The sequence below is a fragment of the Sphaerotilus montanus genome, assembly GCF_013410775.1.
Lineage (GTDB): Bacteria > Pseudomonadota > Gammaproteobacteria > Burkholderiales > Burkholderiaceae_C > Sphaerotilus > Sphaerotilus montanus.
Genome location: NZ_JACCFH010000001.1, coordinates 3,595,349 through 3,612,720, shown reverse-complemented (window position 1 = coordinate 3,612,720; position 17,372 = coordinate 3,595,349). Strand labels below are relative to the sequence as shown.

13 protein-coding genes are annotated in these 17,372 nt (G+C 71.3%); 9 read left to right on the top strand and 4 right to left on the bottom strand.

The window, feature by feature from the left end; all coding sequences use genetic code 11:
• The 3 genes from BDD16_RS16475 to BDD16_RS16465 are packed head-to-tail and all read left to right on the top strand — an operon-like array spanning position 1 to position 1,864.
• A complete protein-coding gene (locus BDD16_RS16475) occupies positions 1–462 on the top strand; it encodes an ExbD/TolR family protein (protein ID WP_179634952.1) in 462 nt (153 codons plus the stop codon).
• Positions 463–480: 18 nt separating this feature from the next.
• Positions 481–1,572: a cell envelope integrity protein TolA gene (gene tolA, locus BDD16_RS16470; RefSeq protein WP_179634951.1), complete on the top strand. Its 1,092-nt coding sequence runs from the start codon at positions 481–483 to the stop codon at positions 1,570–1,572.
• Between the two features lie 4 nt (positions 1,573–1,576).
• Complete coding sequence (locus BDD16_RS16465; protein WP_179634950.1) at positions 1,577–1,864, top strand: GNAT family N-acetyltransferase; 288 nt, start codon at positions 1,577–1,579, stop codon at positions 1,862–1,864.
• Between the two features lie 3 nt (positions 1,865–1,867).
• On the opposite strand, the gene BDD16_RS16460 is transcribed toward BDD16_RS16465, so the two are convergent.
• Positions 1,868–2,965, bottom strand: coding sequence for a S1C family serine protease (locus BDD16_RS16460; RefSeq protein WP_179634949.1), 1,098 nt, complete (start codon positions 2,963–2,965; stop codon positions 1,868–1,870).
• A 152-nt stretch (positions 2,966–3,117) separates the two neighbouring features.
• On the opposite strand from BDD16_RS16460, the gene rarD reads away from it, so the two are divergent.
• From rarD to BDD16_RS16445, 3 genes are read left to right on the top strand one after another with little or no spacing between them, the layout of a single operon-like run.
• Positions 3,118–3,996, top strand: coding sequence for an EamA family transporter RarD (gene rarD, locus BDD16_RS16455; protein ID WP_179634948.1), 879 nt, complete (start codon positions 3,118–3,120; stop codon positions 3,994–3,996).
• Positions 3,997–4,000: 4 nt separating this feature from the next.
• Positions 4,001–5,395, top strand: a complete 1,395-nt coding sequence (locus tag BDD16_RS16450) for a TAXI family TRAP transporter solute-binding subunit (protein ID WP_179634947.1) — start codon at positions 4,001–4,003, stop codon at positions 5,393–5,395.
• Positions 5,396–5,416: 21 nt separating this feature from the next.
• Positions 5,417–7,246: an aminopeptidase P family protein gene (locus tag BDD16_RS16445; protein WP_179634946.1), complete on the top strand. Its 1,830-nt coding sequence runs from the start codon at positions 5,417–5,419 to the stop codon at positions 7,244–7,246.
• Positions 7,247–7,277: 31 nt separating this feature from the next.
• On the opposite strand, the gene BDD16_RS16440 is transcribed toward BDD16_RS16445, so the two are convergent.
• The 3 genes from BDD16_RS16440 to BDD16_RS16430 all read right to left on the bottom strand — a co-directional run bounded on the left by BDD16_RS16440 (position 7,278) and on the right by BDD16_RS16430 (position 13,827).
• Positions 7,278–8,636 carry a methyl-accepting chemotaxis protein gene (locus BDD16_RS16440; protein WP_179634945.1) on the bottom strand — a complete coding sequence of 453 codons (1,359 nt, stop codon included), beginning with the start codon at positions 8,634–8,636 and terminating at the stop codon, positions 7,278–7,280.
• A 264-nt stretch (positions 8,637–8,900) separates the two neighbouring features.
• Positions 8,901–11,687: a zinc-dependent metalloprotease gene (locus BDD16_RS16435; RefSeq protein ID WP_179634944.1), complete on the bottom strand. Its 2,787-nt coding sequence runs from the start codon at positions 11,685–11,687 to the stop codon at positions 8,901–8,903.
• An 85-nt stretch (positions 11,688–11,772) separates the two neighbouring features.
• Positions 11,773–13,827, bottom strand: coding sequence for an NAD(+) synthase (locus tag BDD16_RS16430; RefSeq protein WP_246332578.1), 2,055 nt, complete (start codon positions 13,825–13,827; stop codon positions 11,773–11,775).
• A 79-nt stretch (positions 13,828–13,906) separates the two neighbouring features.
• Here BDD16_RS16430 and BDD16_RS16425 point away from each other — a divergent pair, with 79 nt between their 5' ends.
• Genes BDD16_RS16425 through BDD16_RS16415 form a run of 3 tightly spaced genes read left to right on the top strand, consistent with a single transcriptional unit; the run spans position 13,907 to position 17,363 of the window.
• Positions 13,907–15,064: a GNAT family N-acetyltransferase gene (locus tag BDD16_RS16425; RefSeq protein WP_179634943.1), complete on the top strand. Its 1,158-nt coding sequence runs from the start codon at positions 13,907–13,909 to the stop codon at positions 15,062–15,064.
• Positions 15,065–15,085: 21 nt separating this feature from the next.
• Positions 15,086–16,420: a DUF1615 domain-containing protein gene (locus BDD16_RS16420; RefSeq protein WP_218897846.1), complete on the top strand. Its 1,335-nt coding sequence runs from the start codon at positions 15,086–15,088 to the stop codon at positions 16,418–16,420.
• A gap of 1 nt (position 16,421) precedes the next feature.
• Positions 16,422–17,363, top strand: a complete 942-nt coding sequence (locus BDD16_RS16415) for a LysR family transcriptional regulator (RefSeq protein WP_179634942.1) — start codon at positions 16,422–16,424, stop codon at positions 17,361–17,363.
• Positions 17,364–17,372 lie beyond the last annotated feature (9 nt).

The following is a 17,372-nucleotide window of genomic DNA, read 5'->3' as shown; positions in this document are numbered from 1 at the left end:
ATGCCGGCCGTGAGCAGCCGCGGCGCGGGCCGCCGCCGCACGATCAACGAGATCAACATGGTCCCGTTCATCGACGTGATGCTGGTGCTGCTGATCATCTTCATGGTGAGCGCGCCGCTGATGACACCGGGCGTGATCGACCTGCCCACCGTCGGCAAGGCGCAGCGCCAGCCGGACCGCATCGTCGAGGTGCAGCTGGATGCGGGCGAGCTGCTGCGCGTCAAGGTCGATGGCAAGGCCGACACCGCCAGCCCGGACGCCGAGGGCGAGCGCATCGCGCTGCCCCAGCTCGCCAGGCGCATCAAGGCGCTGCAAGGTGACGGTGCCCATGCCGCCCAGACCCCGGTCATCATTTCAGCCGACAAGGGCGTGAAGTACGAAGCCGTCGTCAAGGTGATGGACACGCTGCAGAAGGCGGGCATCGTCCGGGTCGGACTGGCCGTGCGCACGACCGGGGCCTGAGCGACGATGGCCGGGCCGATGACACCTCCACCGCCGCCGCCGGACCACCTGCGCGACCCGATCCGCCACCCGCCCTCGGCGGACAGCCTGCGCATCGGCACCTCGGTCGCGCTGCTCGCACACGCGGGGCTGATCGCCGCGCTGGCCTTCGGCGTGGCGTGGAAGCGCGAGGAGATCGCCACGGTCAGCGCCGAGCTGTGGGCGGCCGTGCCGCAGCAGGCGGCTCCCGCTGCGCCGCCGCCGGCACCGGCCCCACGGGTCAAGGCAGAACCTGTCGCGCCGCCACCCGCACCCGAGCCACCGGCCCCGGTCGTCAAGCCGCCGCCCCCACCGCCAGCCCCTGCACCCAAGGTGGTCGAGCCCCCGCCGCCACCCGCCCCGCGCGAGGCCGACATCGCCCGCGAGAAGGCCGACAAGCGCCGCCGCGAAGCCGAAGAGGCCGAGAAGCTGGCCAGGATCGAAAAGGCCCGACAGGACAAGGCCGAGAAGGCGGCCCAGGACAAGGAGCGAGAAAAAGAGAGAGCGAAGGAACGCGAGCGGGAGAAGGCCGAGCAGAAGGAAGCCGACAAGCAGGCCGCACTCAAGAAGGAGGCCGAGCGCAAGGCGGCAGAGAAAGCCGCAGAGAAGGCCGCCGCCAAGGAAGCCGAAAAGGCTGCCGCAGCGGAAAAGGCCAAAGCCGCCGCCCAGCAGGAAAAGACCGCCAAGGCCCGCGAGGACAACCTCAAGCGCCTGCAGAAACAGCTCGGCGAAGGCAGCGACGACGCCGCGCCGCCCACCCCGTCCCGCGCCACGCCCGGCACGGGCAGCGGTGGGGGCAACGCCGCGCAGTCGTCCGGCCCGTCCGCGGGCTATGCCGGCCGCCTGCGCGCCTACCTCAAGCCCAAGCTGGTCTACACCGGCCGCAACATCGGCTCGACCCCGGCCGTGGTGCGCCTGCGCGTGGCACCGGACGGCACCATCCTCTCGCGCGAGCTGATCAAGTCCAGCGGCCAGGCCGATTGGGACCAGGCCGTGCTCGACGCGATCGACCGCGCGGGCGTCGTGCCGCGCGACACCGACAGCCGGGTTCCTCCGGTGATCGACATTCCCTGGACCGCTTCCGAGCGCTGACGACATGACCGCCGCCACCTTCCCCATCACCCACAACGAAGCGGCCTCGCGCTTCGAGGCCACCGTGGACGGCCTGCTCTGCGTGGCCGCCTACCGCCGCAGCCCCGGCGTGGTCGACCTGAACCACACCGGCGTGCCGCGCGCACTCGAAGGCCGGGGCATCGCCGCGGCGCTGGTGCAGCAAGCGCTGGCCTGGGCGGCCACCGAGGGGCTGGCGGTCCGTCCGTCGTGCTCCTACGTGCGGGTCTACCTGCGCCGGCACCCCGAGCTGTCGGTGCGCCAGGCCGACTGAGCCTCAGGCGCGCAGGTCGATCACCTTGACCCGCACCTTGCGCTCCTTCTCGCCGCGCCGCACGGTCAGCTCCACCGTCGCGTTGATGCCCGCCCGCTCCAGCTCGCCGACAAAGGTCGACAGCGTCTCCACCGGCTTGCCGTTGACCCCGACGATGACATCGCCCAGGCCGCCCGTCTGCGGGTTGTAGGGCACCAGCCCGGCCGACGCAGCCGGTGTCCCGCGCCCGACCGCGCCGAGCACCACGCCGGTGATCCCCGCCCGCGCCACCTGGTCCGGCGAGATCGGCGTCACGCCGATGCCCGGCAAGGGCGCGTGGCCGCGGTTGATCAGCGACGGCACCACCCGGTTCACCAGATCGACCGGGATCGCGAAGCCGATGCCCGACGAGCTGCCGCTGGTCGAGCGGATCGCCGAGTTCACGCCGATCAGCCGCCCGGCGCTGTCCAGCAGCGGGCCGCCCGAGTTGCCGGGGTTGATCGCCGCGTCGGTCTGGATGACCCCGGCGACTTCGCGGAAATTCGCCGTCGGCAATTCCCGGTCGAGCGCACTGACCAGCCCCTTGGTCAGCGTGCGCTGCAGCCCGAAGGGATTGCCGATGGCGTAGACCGTCTGGCCGATGCGCAGGTCGCGCGAGCTGCCCACCGGCACCGGGCGCAGATTCTTCGGCACCGTCTTCAGCCGCAGCACCGCCAGGTCGTACTCGGGCGCACCGCCGACCGGCTCGGCCTCGATCGGCTTGCCTGCGTCCAGCCGGACGAAGACCTTGCGCGCATCCTTGACCACATGGAAGTTGGTCACGACATGCCCGGCACTGTCCCAGACGAAGCCCGAGCCGGCGCCCTGGCTGACCTCTGCGCCGCCGAAGGTGCCGCGCTGCACGGTTTCCGTGGTGATGTAGGCCACCGAGGGCGCCGACTGCTCGAACAGCGCCACCACGGCCTGCTCGTCCGCCAGCAGCGTGCCGCGGGTGGTCACGGGACGTGGCGCTGCACCGTCCTCGCGCCCGCACGCCGTCAGCGGGCAGATCAGCGCCAGCACCAGGCACCCACCGAGCACCTTCCTGCGGCTGTTGTTCTCGTTGTTCGCGTTGTTCGTCATGGCGTTGTTCGTCACAGGCAAAGTCCTTGCATTTTGTCACCGCCAGACGGTACCCGTCGGTGACAGGCGGGCATCCAGCGCACAGGTATCCTTGCACCCATGCCCTCTGTCCCATCCGTTCTGGTCCGCTTGCGGACACCCGGCCCCCGCTGATGCGCAACGGCATCCTGCAGGCCTCGCTGGCCTATGTGATCTGGGGACTGTTTCCGCTGTATTTCCGGCTCCTGCACGGTGTTGCCGCACTCGAAGTGCTGGCGCACCGCGTGGTCTGGTCGCTGCTGTTCCTGCTGGGCGTGCTCACGGCGCGCCGGCATTGGGCCTGGCTCGGCCCGGCCCTGCGCAACCGGCGCGTGGTCGGGCTGTTCCTCGCTTCTTCGGCGCTGATCGGCACCAACTGGTACGTCTACATCTGGGCGGTCAGCCACGGCCGGGTGGTGGACGCCAGCCTGGGCTACTTCATCACGCCGCTGGTCAATGTGGTGACCGGCTGGCTGGTACTGAAGGAGCGGCTGCGCCCGGCCCAGTGGGGTGCGGTGGCCACGGCGGCGGCCGGTGTCGCCTGGCTCACCTGGGCACAGGGCACGCCACCGTGGATCGCGCTGATCCTGGCCGCCAGCTTCTCGTCCTACGGCCTGCTGCGCAAGACCGCCACGCTCGGTGCGCTCGAAGGCCTGACGCTGGAGACGCTGCTGCTCGGCCCGCTCGCGCTGGCAGGCCTCGGCTGGGCGGTGGCGCACGGCCAGTCGGTCTTTCCGGGCGCACCCTCCGACCTGCAAGGGCTGCTGATGGCCGCCGGACCGCTCACCGCCGTGCCGCTGCTGCTGTTCGCGGGCGGCGCACGGCGCATTCCGCTGAGCCTGCTGGGCATGCTGCAGTACATCGGGCCGACCATCCAGCTCGCGCTCGGCGTCTGGCTGTTCCACGAACCCTTTGCGGGCGCACGGGCCCAGGGCTTTGTCATCATCTGGGCCGCCTGCGCCCTGTTCAGCGCCGAACTCTGGTGGCGCAGCCGCCAATCCGCGACGATGTGACCCCATGAGCAGCACCCTCTCCCGCCCCCTGAAGCGCCACACCGGCACCGCGCTGCTGCGCGTGCGCTCGGCCCTCATCTCGCTGAAGGAAATGCTGATCACCGGCGGGCCGGTGCTGCTGCTGGCGGTCGGGCTGGTGTGGATGGCCTACGTCATGCTCGACCCGAACCCGCCGCGCCGCATGGTGCTGGCCACGGGCACCGCGCAAGGCGCCTACGCCGAGTTCGGCGCACGCTACCAGCAGGCGCTGGGCAAGTACGGCATCGAGGTCGTGCTCCGGCCCACCCAGGGCTCGCTCGACAACCTGCAACTGCTGAAAAGCGGCGACGTGGACGCCGCCTTCGTGCAGGGCGGCTCCGACGAGGTCCGGCTCGGTGACGAGACCCCGGACGACCCGTTGCTGAGCCTGGGCAGCCTGTTCCGCGAGCCGGTCTGGGTGTTCTACCGCGACGACACCGCCAAGGCGAAGCTCGGCCGGGAGACGCTCGACAGCCTGTCGCAGATGGCCGGCTGGCGGCTCAACGTCGGCCAGGACGGCAGCGGCGTGACCAACCTGATGCGCCGCCTGCTGGACGCCAACGGGCTGGACACCGCCTCGATGCCACTGACCCGGCTGGCGACCACGCCCGCGGTCGTCGCGCTGCTGGCCGGCGAGATCGACGCGATGGCGATGGTCTCGGCGCCCGAGTCGCCGATCGTGCGGATGCTGCTGATCACGCCCGGCATCCGGCTGCTCGACTTCGCGCAGGCCGAGGCCTACGCGCGGCGCGTGCCGCAGGTGTCGCCGGTCGGGCTGCCGCGCGGGGTGGTCGATCTGGCCAAGGACCTGCCGGCGCAGGACGTGCGGCTGGTCGCGGCCACCGCGATGCTGGTGGTGCGCGACGACACCCATCCGGCCCTGCAGCAACTGCTGGTGCAGGCCGCGCGCAAGGTCCATGGCGAGCCGAACTGGTTCCAGGCCAAGGGCGAGTTCCCCAAGGGCGTGGGCGGCGACTATCCGCTCGCACCCGAGGCCCAGCGCTTCTACGCCACCGGCGAGCCGGTGCTGCAGCGCCACGTCAGCTTCTGGATGGCCAACCTGGTGGACCGGATGTGGGTGGTGCTGGTGTCGATCATCGCGGTGCTGATTCCGTTGTCGCGGGTCGTGCCGCCGCTCTACAACTTCCGCATCCGCTCGCGCATCTTCCGCTGGTACGGCAGCCTGCGCGAGATCGAGCAGCACATCACCGACGGCACACGCGACGCTGCGCTGCTCCACAGCGACCTGGACCGCATCGAGGAACATGTCGAGCGCCTGCCGGTGCCGCTGTCCTATGCGGACGAGCTGTACTCGCTGCGCAGCCACATCACGCTGGTGCGCCAGCGGCTCGATGGCCAGCCCGCCACCCCTTCGACCTGAACCCGACCCGACCACGCCACCATGACGACCACGCCCGCGCCGACCTCCCCGGTTCCCGAACGCCTCGCCCTGCTGCGCGCCCGGCTGCAGCACCACGGACTCGCCGCCGTGCTGGTGCCGTCCGCCGACCCGCACCTCTCGGAATACCTGCCCGAGCGCTGGCAGGGCCGCGTGCGCTTCTCGGGCTTCACCGGCTCGATGGGCACGCTGGTGGTGACACCGACCCGCGCCGCGGTCTTCGCGGACAGCCGCTACTGGGCGCAGGCCGAGGCGGAGCTGGCCGGCACGACGGTCGAACTGGTGAAGATCCCCACGGGTGCGGCCACCCACCACCTCGACTGGATCGCGCAGACGCTGGCCCAGGGCGAGGTGCTGGCGGTGGACGCCGCCGTGCTCGGGCTCGCGGCGGCCAAGCAGCTGGGCGATGCGCTCTCCGCACGCGGCATCGTGCTGCGCACCGATCTGGATGTGCTGGACGAAGCGTGGCCGGGTCGCCCGGACCTGCCCGCCGCGCCGGTCTACGAACACCGCGCGCCACACGCCGCCGTGTCGCGCGCCGACAAGCTCGCCGCCGTGCGTGCCGGCATGGCCAAGTCTGGCGCGGACCACCACCTCGTCTCCACCGTCGACGACATCGCCTGGACCACCAACCTGCGCGGTGCGGACGTCGACTACAACCCCGTCTTCCTCGCCCACCTGCTGATCGACGAACAGGCCGCGACGCTCTTCGTCGGCGCCGGCAAGATCGACGCGGACCTGCAGGTGCGGCTGGCGGCCGACGGCGTGGTGCTGGCCGACTACGCGGACGCCCGCGCGGCGCTGGCCAGCCTGCCGGACAGCGCCACGCTGCTGGTGGATCCGAAGCGGATCACGCTGGGACTGCGGCAGGCGGTGCCGGCCGGTGTGCGCGTCGTCGAGGCGACCAACCCGAGCACCTTCGCCAAGAGCCGCAAGACCGCCGCCGAGGCCGCTTTCGTGCGCGAAGCGATGGAAGTGGACGGCGCGGCGATGTGCGCGTTCTACGCCTGGTTCGAGTCGGCGCTGGGCCGCGAGGCGATCAGCGAGCTGACCATCGACGAGCGCCTGACGGAAGCGCGGGCACGCCAGCCGGGTTTCGTCTCGCTGAGCTTCCCGACCATCGCCGGCTTCAACGCCAACGGCGCGATGCCGCACTACCGCGCCACCCCGGAATCCTTCGCATGGATCTCGACGCCCGACGGCCTCGTCGCCGAAGGGCTGCTGCTGATCGACTCGGGCGCGCAGTACCTGGGCGGCACCACCGACATCACCCGCGTCTGGCCGATCGGCACGCCGAGCGCGGCGCAGCGGTCTGATTACACCCGCGTGCTCAAGGGGACGATCAACCTCTCGCGCGCCCGCTTTCCGCTCGGCACGCTGTCACCGCATCTGGACACGCTGGCCCGCGCGCCGCTGTGGGAGGCCGGACTGGATTTCGGCCACGGCACGGGGCACGGCGTGGGCTACTTCCTGAACGTGCATGAAGGGCCGCAGAGCATCTCGCGCGCCGTGCCGGACGCCTCGATGGCGATGTGGCCGGGCATGATCACCTCGATCGAGCCGGGGCTGTACCGCGACGGCCGCTGGGGCATCCGCATCGAGAACCTGGGGCTGAATGTCTCGGTCGGTGCACCCGACGAGTTCGGCGAGTACCTGGCGTTCGAGACGCTGACGCTGTGCCCGATCGACACCCGCTGCCTCGACCACGGCCTGCTGCGCGACGACGAGCGCCAGTGGCTGAACGGCTACCACGCCGAGGTGCGCCGCCGCCTGGCGCCGCGGCTGTCGGGCGCCGCGCTGGACTGGCTGGTGGCGCGGACCGAGTCGGTCTGAGCGCCACCGGCATCGACGGCCGGGTTCAGTTTCAATAGGTCGTCGAGTCGCCACCGCTGCCATTGCCGTCGCCACGGTCGTCCGATCGGCGGCGCAGGCGGGCAGCGGCCTGGCGGTTCTCGTCGAGCGTGCCCCAGTCGGACGACGGGAACGGCGGCATCGGCGTGACCTGCTGGCCCTTGGCCCGCTGGCGGGCGCTGGCGATGGCGTGGTGGGCGTTCCAGGCGGCTTCCTGGGTCTGCTGCAGCATCTGGAACGCGCTGACCACCTTCTGCAGCCGCTCGGCCTGCAGGCGCAGGGCCTCGGCGGTCGAGGCACTCTCGGCGACCATCGTGGCGTTGCTGGCATTGAGGCGGTCCAGCAGCAGCACATCCTGCTCCGGCTGGGCAGCCTGGGGACCGCCGAGCTGCGGGTTCTGGCGGCGGTGCTCGACCAGATCGGTCATGCGCTGCACCGAGACGATGATGGCGTCCATCGTCAGATCGGCGTCGCGCGCCAGCTGGCCGCCGAACTCGACCTTCTCCGCCGACGCATGCACCAGCGTCTTGATCTCCTTGGCCGCGTTGGCCGCCCGCACCGCCAGCGCACGCACCTCGCCCGCCACCTGGGCAAAGCCCTTGCCCTTCTCGCCGGCCTGGGCCGCTTCCACCGCCGCGTGCAGCGCCAGCAGATTGGTCTGGAAGGCGATGTTGTCGATCTTGCCGATGATCTCGAAGATCTCGCGGCTGGCCGCACGGATGTCGTCCATGTTGGCCACCACCTGCGACACGACCTCGCCACCCCGCTGCGCCGCGGTCACCGCGACGCTGAGCATTTCCTGCGCCGTGCGCACCGACACCTGCAGCGGCTGATCGCCGTCGGACAGGGTCGGCACGGCGACCACCGGCGCGCGCTCGTCGACCGGTTCATCCGTCTGCGCCGGCATGGCCTGGGCCGTGGCCTGCGCCGCGTCCTGCGTGGCCGACTGCAAGCGGCGGCGGATGTCCGTCATCGCGCGCAGCAGGTGGCCGAACTCGTCCTGCTGGTGCGCGTCGGCCGGGTGGTGGTCCTCGCCGTCGGCCAGGCGCTCGGCCATGTCCACGGCGCGGTCGAGCGGCCATTTCACGCTGTCGACCAGCGCCCAGGCGATCACCGAGCCCCCGAGCAGCGCCAGCGCGCCGAGCGAGCCCAGCAGCACGATCCACTGCTGCTGCTGCGACTGGAGCTGGGCGATCTGCACGGCGGACACGGTGCCGAGCTGCGCGACCTGCACGCTGCTGTCCTGCAGGGCATAGACGCCGAACAGCGTCAGCACGAGCATCAGGGCGATCAGGGCACCGAAGCCCATGCCCAGCCGGGTGCCCACGGTCAGGTCGGCAAGCAGGCGGCGGGTGTGGTGAAGGGAAAACATCGGGGACGGACTCCGGTCTGGTCGATGCCCCGATTCTGTTCAAGGTCTACGTTTTGCGAAATACATCACGTCTCGTCACACTGGCGTCGAAATGCAAGAGCCGGCATGACGCGCCTGCAAGCAGGGGAGCCGGATCCCGCAATCCGGCCATGGACGTGCGCCTGGTCGCCGAATGTTGCAAAAACAGACCTTCATTCGAAGGTTCCGGGGGCACTCGATTCAAGGCTGATCGCGCCTGCGCGACCCGCTCGAACCGCACGCCCTTCACACATTCGGTCGTACCACCTTGGCCTGCAGCGCCCCGCGCAGCAGGTCGATGCTGTCCTGCAGGTGCGCGGCGGTCTCTGCAGACCAGCCGGAACGATAACGTACCGAGCGTAACCTGGCGAGCAGGTCTTCCGCACGGCGCCGCATGTGCGTGCGCAATTCCACGCGACCGGCCTGCGCGGGCTGCATCAGCAGGCCGATCAGGCGGGTCGTGTGCTCGCGCTGGAGCGCGCGGCGCGCTGCCGGGATGTCCCCGTGGCCGGGCACCAGATCGGCCCAGACCTCGGCGTCCAGACGCCGGTTCAGCTCGGCCAGCGTCAGGCTCTGCGCCGGATCGCTCGCCTTGGCGGCGCCGTCGAGCAGGCGCACGGCCACGCCCTCGCTCATCAGCTGCGCCAGCACGCCGCGCTGCAGGTCCGACAGCTGGGTCAGCGGCGTGAAGTCGGTCGCGACCGAGGGGGCACCGCCGAACAGCGCATCCGCACGCTCCAGGTAGTCCGGCGCCAGCCGACGCTGCAGTCCCGGCGAGACGGTCAGGCTGTCCGGCGAGAGCACCTCGGCCACCAGGGTGTCGAAGGCCGCGCGCTGCTGCGCAGCCGGCACGGGCGTCAGCGGATCGCGGCCGGTGCCCGGCGCGTCGCGCAACGTGCGCAGGCCGCCGATCTGGCGCAGCAGGGTGCCGCTGACCCGCGCCACGTCGCGCAGGGCGTAGGACACGCCACGGCGCAGCGTCGGATGGTCGGCCTCGGCCGCCGGGCGGGCCTCCAGCCGGCGCAGCAGGTCGCGCGCGATGCCGATGCGCTTGCGGGCGAAGGCCACCGGATCGCTGCCCAGATCGCCCTGCAGCGACTCGGGGTCGATGCCGAACAGGTTGTCCTCGTCGCTGCCGTAGGCCAGTGCCGGCTCGGCGCTGCGGGCAGCGATGCGGCCGAGTTCAGCGGTCTCCTGCGCGGCAGGCAGCGTCCGGTAGGCGTAGTCGATGGCCCATTCGTCGTAGGGCCCGATGGTCGTCAGGAAGGGCGCGACGGCGGGCTGGCCGCGCCCGGGCAGGTTGACCGCCGAGTAGTCCATCACCGAGCCGGACAGGGCGCGGGTGCGCGTGAAGTCGGGGTCGGAGAGCTGCGCCTCGCTGTAGACGTGGGACGCGCGGAAGTTGTGGCGCAGCCCCAGCGTGTGGCCGACCTCGTGCATCGTGACGTCCTTGAGATAGGCGGCGACGAAGGCCTGCGCGTCGGGTCCGGCCGGATCGGCGCCGTCGCGCAGCGCGAGCACGTCCAGCGCATAGCCCAGCTGCTCGCCCGCCGCATCCGCGTGCTGGCACAGATCGCCAAGGTCGTTCAGCACGAAGGGCCGGGCGAAGGCCGCAGCCGTCGCCGGGCGCTCGCGCTGCGCGTCACGGGCCTGCATCAGCGCCAGCCAGTCGTCCACGCCGGGATGGGCCAGCACCTGCGACTGCAGCGTGCGGATGGCGCGCGAACTCAGGCTCTCGATGGCGATGTCCGCATCGAGGATCTCGCCGCTGCGCGGGTCCACATGCACCGGGCCGACTGCGCCGAACATCGCGCTGGCGTTGGTCATCCAGCGGATCGAGGCGATGCCGGTGTCCAGGGTGTCGAACGTGGCGTCGTCCGGCTGGACCTGGACCACGATGGCGTCCTGGAAGCCGATCTTCTCGAAGGCCTTGTTCCACTCCAGGATGCCGGCGGTGATCGGCGCCCGGTAGCGCTCGGGCACGCTGCGGTCGATCCAGTAGGTGATCGGCTTGACCGGCGGGGACAGCGCGGCGGCTGGGTCCTGCTTCTCCAGACGCCAGCGGTGGATGTGGCGCAGGCGCGGGGTGCGGGCGATGTCGTCGCTGTAGTCGTCGACGGTGGACAGGAAATGGCCGATGCGGGCGTCGGCGGCGCGTGGTGCCATCGGCTTCTCGGGCAGGCGCGACAGCGAGTAGTGCAGCTGCACGAACAGGCTGCGCGCGTCGGGCAGCGTCGTCGGCACGCTCGGGGCGACGGGCGCACCGGGCTGGCCTTCGCTCAGCGCGGCGGTGGCGAAGTGGCTCTGCACCTGCACCACCAGCAGATCCGGCTGGGCGCGCACCGCGGTGATCGCCGAGTTGCGCTGGTCGAGGCTGTAGCCCTGGCGGTAGGTGCGCTGCAGCTGGGCACCGAGGCCGAGCAGGTCGCCCATGAACAGCGCGCTGGCGTCGACCAGCACGGTCTTGCGGTCCGGATGCGGCTGGCTGGCGACCACCGTGCTGCCCAGCAGGCTGGGGGAGAAGGCGGCGGCCACGGCGCGGGCCTCGGGCGTGCCGGCCTTGGCGACGTACTGCGCGTTGCGCGCGATGAGCTGCACCTGGTTGTGGACACGCCGGAACTCGACCCACTGCGCCCGCCCTGCCCCGGTGCGTCCGCCCATCAGGCCACCCAGCACGCCGCCTTCGCCGATGCCGCCGGCGATCTTGGGCGACAGGAAAAACGGCACGTTGAAGTCGTGCACCGACAACTCCAGCCAGACCTTCTCGTCTTTCTGCCAGGCGGTGATCATGCCGCCGAAGCGGCGTGCGTCACGGGTCACCAGCGCGAACGGTGGCAGCGGATTGGGGGCGACGGGCGTGGCCGCGGCGGCCGGCGCTCCGGCGGCGGGCGCGACACCCGCCGGGGCGCTGGCGGCGCTGGCCGGACTGCTGGCGGAGGCAGCCGCCACCGGGGTCGTCGCGGTCGGCCCGTGGGCACAGCCGGTCAAGGCCACCAGGGCGGCAGCAAGGGAGGTCAGGGAGCGCGGCGACATGCGGGTCCAGTGCAACGAAGGGATCAGGCCGATGGTTCAGGCTGGGGACGGAACGGAACCGCGGATTGTGGCCGCCACCGACCGCTCAGTCGGGCACCCGCTCCAGATCGCCCAGCCAGACCGTGGCTTCTGCATCGCTTGGCGCGCGCCAGTCCCCGCGCGGCGACAGCGAGCCGCCCGAGCCGACCTTCGGCGCATTCGGCACGCAGCTGCGCTTGAACTGGCTGGTCTTGAAGAAGCGCCACAGGAAGGTGCGCAGGTGGCGCTTGATCTCCGGCAGCGGGTAGGCGTTGTGCGCGCCGATGCCCTCGGGCCAGCGGCCGGTCTGCGCGTCGCCCCAGGTGTGCAGCGCGAGGAAGGCCACCTTCGACGGCGCGAAGCCGAAGCGCAGCGTGTAGTAGAGGTGGAAGTCCTGCAGCTCGTAGGGGCCGACGCTCGACTCGCTCGACTGCTGCGGCTGCCCGTCGGCATTGCCGGGCACCAGCTCCGGGCTGATCTCGGTGTTCACCACGTCGATCAGCGCCTGGCTGCAGTCCGGCCCGAACTCGCCCTTGCCCGCCACCCAGCGCACGAGGTGCTTGATGAGCGTCTTGGGCACGCTGGCGTTGACGTTGTAGTGCGACATGTGGTCGCCCACGCCATAGGTGCACCAGCCCAGCGCCAGCTCGCTCAAATCGCCGGTGCCCACGACCATCGCATTGTGGTGGTTGGCGAGGCGGAACAGGTGGCTGGTGCGCTCGCCGGCCTGCACGTTCTCGAAGGTGATGTCGTACTGCGGCTCGCCATCGGCAAACGGGTGGTCGATGTCGTCGAGCATCTGCTGGCAGCTCGGGCGGATGTCGATGGTCTGCGCCGTGCAGCCCAGGGCATCCATCAGCCGCAGCGCCTGGTCGAGCGTGCGCCCGCTGGTAGCGTAGCCGGGCATGGTGTAGGCGCGGATATGGGTGCGCGGCAGGCCGAGCCGGTCCATCGTCTTGGCGCAGACCAGCAGCGCGTGCGTCGAGTCCAGCCCGCCCGAGACGCCGATCACCAACTGTTTCACGCCCGAAGACTGCAGCCGCTTGGCCAGCGCCTGGACCTGGATGTTGTAGACCTCCTCGCAGCGCGCGTCGAGGCTGCGTGGGTCGGAGGGCACGTAGGGGAAGCGGTCGACCCAGCGCCGCAGCGGCAGCTCGGCATCGTCCGGGCGTTTCAGGCCGACAGGCACGGTTCGGAACGCGGCCACCTCGCTGCGGTGGCGCGCCGCCGACGCGGCATAGCTGGTCTGGCGCATGCGCTCGCGGGACAGGCGCTCCAGATCGACATCGGCGGTGAGCAGCTGCGCGTCCATGCGGAAGCGCTCGGACTCGGCCAGCATCGCGCCGTTCTCGCAGATCAGCGCGTGGCCGTCCCAGGCGAGGTCGGTGGTCGACTCGCCGTAGCCGGCCGAGCTGTAGAGATAGGCCGCGACACAGCGCGCCGACTGCTGCGCCACCAGCGCGTGGCGGTAGTCGGCCTTGCCGATGGTGACGTTCGAGGCCGAGAGGTTCACCAGCACCGTCGCCCCGGCGAGCGCGGCGAACGACGAGGGCGGGATCGGCACCCACACGTCCTCGCAGATCTCGATGTGGAACTTCAGGCCCGGCAGGCCGGTGCCCGCGTCGAACAGCATCTGGGCGCCGAAGGGCACCGTCTGGCCGCAGAGCGTCACCTCGGTGGAGATCGCCTGCGTGGCCGGCGCGAACTGGCGCGCCTCGTAGAACTCGCCGTAGTTCGGCAGGAAGGTCTTGGGCACGACGCCGAGCAGGCGGCCGTCGAGCACCACCGCCGCGACGTTGAACAGCGCGTGGTCGACCTGCAGCGGCAGGCCCACCACGGCCACCGCATGGATGCCGATCGAGGCCGCGACCACCGCGGCGAGGGCCCGCTCGCAGCCGTCGAGCAGCGCGCGCTGGTGGAACAGGTCGTCGCAGGAATAGGCGGACAGGCCGAGTTCGGGGAAGGCCACCAGCACCGCGCCCTGGGCGGCGGCCTGGTGGTGCAGCGCGATGGTCTGCTGGGCGTTGAACGCCGGATCGGCCACGCGGCAGACGGGCACCGCCACGGCGACACGGGCGAAGCCGTGGGTGTACAGGTTGAAGAACGGTTCCGTGGAAGCCAAGGCGATATCTCCAGAACGGTCGAAGGGGGTCGGGAACTGAGGCGAACTGTAGCCGCCCGGCATGCGAACATCCGCGGCCATGACCTTGACCCTCCGCCTGCACGAAGACCCGGCCGCGCTCGACGCCGACGCGTGGAACGCCCTGCTCGCCGACTGCCCCGCGCCGACGCCCTTCCTGCGGCACGCATTCCTCGCGGCCCTGCACCGCAGCGGCAGTGCTGTCACCGCCACTGGCTGGCAGCCCGTCTTCATGACACTGGCCGACGCGCACGGCACGCTGCAGGCCGCCGCCGCGCTCTACCTGAAGCGCCATTCCTACGGTGAATACGTGTTCGACTGGGCCTGGGCGGACGCCTGGCAGCGGGCGGGTCAGCGCTACTACCCGAAGCTGCTCGGCGCGGTGCCGTTCACGCCGGTGCCGGGTTCGCGGCTGCTGGCGCGGTCGGACGCGGCGCGGGCGACGCTGCTGCAGGCGATCGAGACCTTTGCGCGCGACCAGGGGCTGTCGTCCGCCCACCTGCTCTTCCTCGACGACGCCGACCGCGCTGCCGCGCAGGCCCAAGGCTGGTTGATGCGCGAAGGCGTGCAGTTCCATTGGTCGAACCGCACGCCCGCGCCCTACGCCGACTTCGCCGACTTCCTCGCCAGCCTGACGCGCGACAAGCGCAAGAAGATCCAGCAGGAGCGGCGCTATGTGCGCGAAGCGGGCGTGACCTTCGAGGCGCTGCGTGGCGCGGATATCACCGAGGCCGACTGGGACTACTTCTACCAGTGCTACGACAACACCTACCGCGAACACCGCTCGACGCCGTATCTCACGCGGGCGTTCTGGGCCGAGGTGGCGCGCACGATGCCCGACCACTGGCTGCTGTTCGTCGCCCGCCGCGGCGGGGAACGGGTGGCGGCGTCGCTGGTGGCGCTCGACCCGGCGCAGCGCGTGGCCTATGGGCGCTACTGGGGCTGCACCGAAGCCATCCAGCACCTGCACTTCGCCGCCTGCTACCACGAGCCGCTGGACTGGTGCGTGCGCGAGCGCTTCGTGCGCTTCGAAGGGGGCGCGCAGGGCGAGCACAAGATGGCGCGCGGGCTGCTGCCGGTGAAGACCACCTCGGCGCACTGGCTGCGGCACCCGGGATTCGCCGATGCGGTGGCGCGGTTTCTGGATGAGGAGACCGCCGGCATCGCGGCCTATGTGGGCGAGTTGCGGGAGCGCAATCCGTTCAAGTCGGAGCCATGAGAGCCCGGATAATCGCCGCCCATGACACGCACCCTGCGCCTTGCCGCCCTCGCCCCCGTGATGGCCGGACTGGCCGCCTGCGGCACGCTGCCCAGCGACCGCCTGCCGCCCGCCCCCGCCCCGGCGCCCGTGATCACGCTGCCGACGACACCCGTTCCGGCGCCCACGCCGGGACCGGGATCGGCGCCGACGCCAGCGCCCGTCCCGGCACCCGTCCCCGTGCCACCCCCACCGCCGGCCCTGCCCCCGCTGCCCCCCGCGCCGCCACCGCCGCCGCCTCCTGCGCCGGTCAGCGCGGCCGAGGTGCGCGCTGTCGCGCTGCGCGTGCTGCCGCCGAACATCACCGACCGCAGCGCCTGGGCCGACGACATCGCCACCGCCTTCGCCGCGCTGTCGATCCCGGCACAGGCGCACAAGGTCTGCGCGCTGGCCGCCGTGATCGAGCAGGAATCGACCTGGCAGGCTGACCCACCAGTGGCCAATCTCTCGAAGATCGCCAAGGCCGAACTCGACAAGAAACGCGAGCGCTTCGGCATCCCGAAGGCGGTGATGGACCTCGCGCTGTCGAAGACCTCGCCGGACGGCCGCACCTACCAGCAGCGCCTGGACCGGCTGCGCACCGAGCGCGAACTCTCGCTGCTCTACGAGGACATGATCCGCGAGATCCCGATGGGCGCGCAGCTCGCGGGTGGCCAGAACCCGGTGCGCACGGGCGGCTCGACCCAGGTCAGCGTCGCCTTCGCCACCGAACAGATGCGCGACAGGCCCTACCCGTGGCGGCCGGCCGGCACACCGCGCGAAGAGGTGTTCAAACGGCGCGGCGGGCTGTACTTCGGCGCGGCGATGCTGCTGGACTACCCGGTCTCGTACAACCGGATGCTCTACCGCTTCGCCGACTACAACGCCGGCCGCTACAGCAGCCGCAACGCCGCCGTGCAGGCCCTGCTGGTGCAGCTGACCGGCCAGAAGATCGACCCGGATGGCGACCTGCTGCGCTACAAGGGCGGCGAGCCGGTATCGCCGCGCACCGAGCCGAGCCAGGCGTGGCGCGCCCTGCTGGCGCTGCAGGCCGAGCTGGGCGTGAACGCGGCACAGATCGAGCGCGACCTGAAGCTGGAGAAGCGCTTCGAGTTCGAGCAGTCGCCGACCTACCGGCGGCTGTACCAGCTGGCCGACAAGCGCGGGCTGAGGCCACCGCGCGAGCAGCTGCCCGACATCGACCTGAACAGCCCGAAGATCTCGCGCAAGCTGACGACCGCATGGTTCGCTGATCGCTGCGAGGCGCGGTATCGAACCTGTCTGGCACGGGACACGGTGGCGCCGCCGGTGCCGGCCGCCAGCGATCCGCGGCCCTGAGATGGAACTGCGGCAACTGCGCTACTTCGTGAAGGTGGTCGAGCTGGGGGGCATGGGCCGTGCTGCACGCGATCTGGGCGTGGTCACCTCCGCGCTGAGCCAGCAGATCAGCCGGCTGGAGAGCGAGCTGTCCACCCGCTTGCTGCAGCGCACCCGGGATGGCGCGGTGCCCACCGATGCGGGCGTGGCCTTCTGGCACCAGGCCCAGCTGGTGCTGCGCCACGCGGACGCCGCGATGATCGCCGCGCAGCAGGCCCGCCTGTCCGGCTCGGTCAGTGTCGGGCTCGCCCCGTCCACGGCGGCGGTGCTGGGCTTGCCGCTGATGCAGGCCATGCGGGCACGCTACCCGGAGGTGCGCCTGCACCTGGTCGAGAACCTGTCGGGCCACCTGACGGCGATGCTCAACGCCCGGCAGCTCGACCTGGCGGTGCTGTTCCAGGTGGACGCGATGCGGCGCTGGAGCGTGCTGCCGCTGCTGGACGAGCTGCTCTACCTCGTCGGTCGGGCAGACCAGCTCGACCGGCCCGAGGACGCCGCCCCGATCGGCCTCGACCAGCTCGGCGCGCTCGGGCTCGGCCTGGTCCTGCCCAGCGGGCCGCACGGGCTGCGGGCCTTGCTGAACACGGCGTTTGCGCGCGCGCGGGTCGAGCCGCTGATCGTCGCGGAGATCGACGGGCTGGCGATGCTGATGGATGCCGTGCAGGCCGGCCTGGGCGCGACGATCCAGCCGGGCGCGGCCACCGCGCGCCAGCCGCCGGGCTCGTTGCGGCTCATCCCCATCGCCGACGCACACGCCCGGCGCAGCAACCTGCTGGTGAGCCTGTCGGACGACGAGCTGTCGCCCGCGGCGCTGGCCGCGCGCGTCGTGCTGGCCGACGTGGCGGGGGAACTGGTCCGCCAGGGGCGCTGGATCGGCGCCCGGCTGCTGCCCGAGCGGCCCTGAGCAGCCCGA

Bases quoted from the DNA above. Each gene is read 5' to 3' on its own strand.
- BDD16_RS16475 (WP_179634952.1), top strand. From the start codon at position 1: ATGCCGGCCGTGAGCAGCCGCGGCGCGGGCCGCCGCCGCACGATCAAC.
- tolA (WP_179634951.1), top strand. From the start codon at position 481: ATGACACCTCCACCGCCGCCGCCGGACCACCTGCGCGACCCGATCCGC.
- BDD16_RS16465 (WP_179634950.1), top strand. From the start codon at position 1,577: ATGACCGCCGCCACCTTCCCCATCACCCACAACGAAGCGGCCTCGCGC.
- BDD16_RS16460 (WP_179634949.1), bottom strand. From the start codon at position 2,965: ATGACGAACAACGCGAACAACGAGAACAACAGCCGCAGGAAGGTGCTC.
- rarD (WP_179634948.1), top strand. From the start codon at position 3,118: ATGCGCAACGGCATCCTGCAGGCCTCGCTGGCCTATGTGATCTGGGGA.
- BDD16_RS16450 (WP_179634947.1), top strand. From the start codon at position 4,001: ATGAGCAGCACCCTCTCCCGCCCCCTGAAGCGCCACACCGGCACCGCG.
- BDD16_RS16445 (WP_179634946.1), top strand. From the start codon at position 5,417: ATGACGACCACGCCCGCGCCGACCTCCCCGGTTCCCGAACGCCTCGCC.
- BDD16_RS16440 (WP_179634945.1), bottom strand. From the start codon at position 8,636: ATGTTTTCCCTTCACCACACCCGCCGCCTGCTTGCCGACCTGACCGTG.
- BDD16_RS16435 (WP_179634944.1), bottom strand. From the start codon at position 11,687: ATGTCGCCGCGCTCCCTGACCTCCCTTGCTGCCGCCCTGGTGGCCTTG.
- BDD16_RS16425 (WP_179634943.1), top strand. From the start codon at position 13,907: ATGACCTTGACCCTCCGCCTGCACGAAGACCCGGCCGCGCTCGACGCC.
- BDD16_RS16420 (WP_218897846.1), top strand. From the start codon at position 15,086: ATGACACGCACCCTGCGCCTTGCCGCCCTCGCCCCCGTGATGGCCGGA.
- BDD16_RS16415 (WP_179634942.1), top strand. From the start codon at position 16,422: ATGGAACTGCGGCAACTGCGCTACTTCGTGAAGGTGGTCGAGCTGGGG.